Origin of the sequence: Labrys sedimenti (genome assembly GCF_034424805.1) — a bacterium.
GTDB classification, from domain to species: domain Bacteria; phylum Pseudomonadota; class Alphaproteobacteria; order Rhizobiales; family Labraceae; genus Labrys; species Labrys sedimenti.
Genome location: NZ_JAXOUF010000055.1, coordinates 1 through 3,626, shown reverse-complemented (window position 1 = coordinate 3,626; position 3,626 = coordinate 1). Strand labels below are relative to the sequence as shown.

General features: G+C 59.2%; 3 protein-coding genes and 1 pseudogene. 2 read left to right on the top strand and 2 right to left on the bottom strand.

The annotated features are described in order from the left end of the window. Positions 1 to 221 precede the first annotated feature (221 nt). On the top strand, positions 222 to 1,703 hold the full coding sequence (gene pdxR, locus U1R88_RS35225; protein WP_322435519.1) for a MocR-like pyridoxine biosynthesis transcription factor PdxR: 1,482 nt from the start codon (positions 222 to 224) through the stop codon (positions 1,701 to 1,703). A gap of 296 nt (positions 1,704 to 1,999) precedes the next feature. On the opposite strand, the pseudogene U1R88_RS35220 reads toward pdxR, so the two are convergent. Next, positions 2,000 to 2,158 (bottom strand): annotated as a pseudogene (locus U1R88_RS35220) (FAD-dependent oxidoreductase); the annotation flags it as partial. Positions 2,159 to 2,183: 25 nt separating this feature from the next. On the opposite strand from U1R88_RS35220, the gene U1R88_RS35215 reads away from it, so the two are divergent. Continuing rightward, the gene (locus U1R88_RS35215; RefSeq protein WP_322435518.1) at positions 2,184 to 2,369 is read left to right on the top strand and encodes a hypothetical protein; all 186 of its coding nucleotides are present in this window, start codon (positions 2,184 to 2,186) and stop codon (positions 2,367 to 2,369) included. Positions 2,370 to 2,440: 71 nt separating this feature from the next. Here the strand turns inward: U1R88_RS35215 and U1R88_RS35210 are convergent, their stop codons facing one another. After that, a complete protein-coding gene (locus tag U1R88_RS35210) occupies positions 2,441 to 3,163 on the bottom strand; it encodes a response regulator transcription factor (protein WP_322435517.1) in 723 nt (240 codons plus the stop codon). Positions 3,164 to 3,626: the final 463 nt, after the last annotated feature.

Genomic DNA, 3,626 nt, shown 5'->3' with positions numbered 1-3,626 from the left:
AAACAAATCACCCATAACGGCCTCCACCGGAAACCGTGAATCACATCTCAAACCAAATTAATAGGTCCTGAGCCTAGATGCAGTCATGGACAAGTTTGTCCAAGGGACGGAAATATTGTTGCCAGCGTATTGCCGCGGCCGCGCGTCTTCGGGCCGGGACTGAGAGCGGCCGTCACATATGGGTATAGGCAAATGGCCTGCTGGCACTTAAAGTGACGACAATGCAGAGCTTCAACTACCCTAGCTGGAACCGGATCACTATCGATCGCAGCAGTAACCGGTCGTTGAACGAGCAGCTCTTCGAACAGTTGCGCCGTTGGATATGCGATGGTGTCATCGCATCGGGCATGCGCCTGCCACCGACCCGAACCTTGGCCGAGGAGCTGAGCCTTTCTCGCAACACCGTGGTCTATGCCTATGATCGTCTCGCCACGGAGGGCTATGTCGCCTCGCGGATCGGTGCCGGCACCTATGTGGAGGCTCGGCTACCGGAGGATCACAATCCGCGCCACAGGCCAGGGGAGGCCCCGGTACCGATTGCGAACAGGCGGCCGGCCTTGTCGAAACGAGCCCAGGCCCTAATGGCGATGTGTCTTCCGCCCGAGCGTATCGAGACCCTTGACCTGAGCGCTGGCGTGCCGGCACTGAGTGAGTTTCCCTATGACGAGTTCGCACAGATCGCCAGTCGGCGCTGGCGCGAGCACGCGAGCGCTCATACCGGCTATGACTATTCACGCGGGGCAATGCTTCTGGGAAGCCACATTGCTGCCTATCTCGCCGAAACCAAGGCAATGGCCTGCCGCCCAGAACAGATCATTGTCATGGGCAATACGGTGCAGGCCGCAGCGCTGGTGTCGCACGTCCTCCTGGATCGTGGCGACGTCGTGCTGGTCGAGGACCCCTGCCACATACTCGAAATCGGGACGTTTGAGGCACTCGACCTGCAGACCGTACCCGTCCCGCTCGACCGGGAAGGCTTCGACATAATCCTGGCGGGCGAGGCGGCGCGGAACGCGCGTATGGCCGTGGTTTCGCCACTGGAACAATGGCCCTTTGGGTGCACCATGACGCCGGAGCGTCGGCAGAGATTGCTAGAATGGTCGGCCAATACATCGGGCTGGATCTTCGAGGATGACTCCAATGGCGAGATTCGCTGGTCGGGCGAGGCGCAGCCGACGCTCCATGCACGCGACCCGCATCACGTAATGTACACTGGCTCGTTCAACCGTATGCTGGCACCAGGCCTCAGGCTCGCCTATCTTGTCGTGCCTCCTGATCTGGTGGAGGGCTTTGCGCAAGCCCAGCGCGTTTTCTCCTTCTACGCACCGTTGGCGGACCAGGCGCTGGTTGCAGACTTCATGGACCAGGGGCGCCTTGCCTCACATCTACGCCGCATGCGCATCGTCTACCGAGAAAGGGCTGCTTGCCTTACACAATGCCTGCGCGACGGACTCGGCCACGACTTCGACATTCCCGATGTGCACGCCGGACTGCACCTGACTATACATGCCAGGAACGCCTTCGACGACGTTGCCGTCTCGTTGGCGCTTCTCCGCCGCGGGCTCGACTGCCCTCCACTCTCGCGCTATGCACGTGGGTCAGTCAGGCCGGCGGGGCTTATTCTCGGCTTCGGCAACACCTCTGTGCGCCGTATACCCCGCTGCGTCGACATCCTCATCCGCACGATCCGCGAATGCAGCTAGCAACTGTATCCATATCGCGAATTGATGATATGTCAGGTTGTGAGACGTCATTGGGATGGGTATCATGGGCGCTAGCCCCAACGCGATAAGCCCAAGGCATCCAATCTAATCGATTTGCCATATTGTCTGAAGATGGGGCCGACGCTCAAATTTCCGGCTATCTGCTGTTTATGCCAGCAGAACGCAGGCACCCTGTGTCAAACAGCCCGCAAAATGACCCCTGACTGGAGGGGCCCAGGATTTCCGACATTCAAGGCACATTGATCGTCTCGACCCCTCCAATGCGGCGCCCAATCTCAGCGTTGCTGGTATATTGAACGTTCGCGCCACCAGTCTTGTGCCTGCAGTTTCCAATAGGTGAGTTGCGCGACCGACAGGCCCGCCAAGCCACCGGCCCAAACCAGGCCGAACGGCGCGAACAGCATGTAGCGATTGGATTGCCCGAGTATGTCTTCCAGGCCCACGGCGTGGATACCGTCGGTGCTGCGCAAAAAGCTGCGCTATGAACAGGTTCTGAAGCGGCTCGCGGCTATCGTAAACTGGCACGCCGAGGGTGATATCATGGGCGGCGGGACGGTCACGACCGTCTCGGATGCCAAGGTCGTGCTGAACAAGCAAACGGATCGCATCGAAATCGAACTCTATCCCGAGAAGCAGAAGCCCTAATCGTCGCTGTTTGAGAGGTGAGCAGAAAAGGGCGAATGAAATCGGGTCTGATCGTCGAGGGAATCAAGCATCTACGCCTCATCAGGAAAGACAAATCCGCGGCCACGGATGGCATGCAGGGGCAAATGCATATTCGCCTTTTTGGCTCTCTGCCGTAGGCGAGCCACGATGGTGTCGAGGTTCGCATAATCAAAGTCATAGACATCTGCGCCCATGGCTTCGACGAGCGCTTTCCGCTCGACAGTGTTGCCGCGCTCACGGAACAAGCGCTCCAGGAGGCGGCGCTCGGAGACGGTCAGGCGCAGGCGGTGTCCCACGCCGTCGGTGAGCACCCAGCCGCCTTCCGCCAAAGCCCATCGCGGGGATTGAAGGAGAGGAGGCGTCTTGTGATGCCTGTTGACACGATTGTTGAGCGCCACCACTGTGGCGGCAAGTTCCCGGACATCGATAGGCTTGACGAGGCAGACATCCGCACCTTTTTGAAGGCTGACGACCCTGTCCTCTATTGTCCCCCGGCCGGTCGCCATGATGATTCCGACCGATTGCGAGGGCCGCAAATGAGCCGCGATGGACAGGCCGTCTTCACCCTCCAAGCCGATGTCGAGGATCACGATCTGCGGGGGCGTGGCGGCATAAGCTCTATATAGGCCTTCAGCGTTGTGAAATCCGTGTACGTTCAGGCCTAATCTGGATAGCCCCGCTACCATTTCCTCGCGAAAGTCGTCGTCATCATCAACAAGATAAACGAGGGTTGCGCCTGCAACATCGCTCCGTTCAGCCTCTTTTTCGAACATCGACTACCCCCTTAGGGCACATGCCCGGAATATCTATTTCTGGCGCGAGCGCAGCTTTGCCTGCTCCAGTGAGCGAGGCCGCACGCCTCCATTGCCGCAGTCAGCGGCGCCTGGAGCACAAAGAATGGGGAATTCGTTGGCGCTTGAGATTCTTTCGAAAGTCAACCGCTCCAGATCCACAGGCTCCGTACATGTGGAGCGCACTCTTCGTCAGACTCTAGTCGATCGCGATTCCGTTCCCGTGGACGTCTTCCTCATGCGACGCTCTACATCCCGGCCATGACTCACCGAGACGGTCGGTACGTCCATCTCGTCAGAAAAAGCCCTCGTGGTGGAATGGTGCTAATTACACTTGGCAATCACGGCGTTCGCTCCGCTTTTGCCGTCGAGTTCGTCCTTGAGTTCGGGCAAGGCGGTGTAGAGGTCGGCGACGAGGCCGTAGTCGGCGACCTGGAAGATCGGG